Raw genomic sequence first — 416 nt, forward strand, 5'->3', positions numbered from 1 at the left:
TTGAGATGCACGAACCGTATCTCGTGAACGACAATTTAAGTGTTCTATCAGAGCACCTAAAAACCGGTAACCTCGACCAAGGATTTGCAACTAAATGGCGGATTCGATATGATACTCAAGCCAAATATTTAGTTCACAAGTTATCATCTTTATTGCACGTTCTCGAGAGTCATGACATTTTTGACAACTCACTTATAGTGGTGACCAGTGACCACGGACAACTATTGGGGGAACATGGTAGGATTGGCCATGGTAATTTTCTGTATGATGAGTTGCTAAGGGTTCCTCTACTCATAAAATATCCTTCCTTTATGGATGTCCACACCTCCAACTGTATCGATGATGAATGGAAGTGGATAAGTTTAAATTCTTTAAAATCTCTCACAGTGAATATTGCTATGAACAAGAAGGGAGTA

The 416-nt window shown here is 39.4% G+C and carries 1 protein-coding gene; it reads left to right on the top strand.

The window, feature by feature from the left end; all coding sequences use genetic code 11:
• Window positions 1–5 precede the first annotated feature (5 nt).
• The coding region (locus E3E36_RS13300; RefSeq protein WP_255452979.1) for a sulfatase-like hydrolase/transferase at window positions 6–416 on the top strand (411 nt) is incomplete at its 3' end.

The sequence above is a fragment of the Thermococcus sp. M36 genome (assembly GCF_012027355.1).
In the GTDB taxonomy this organism is placed as follows: Archaea; Methanobacteriota_B; Thermococci; order Thermococcales; family Thermococcaceae; genus Thermococcus.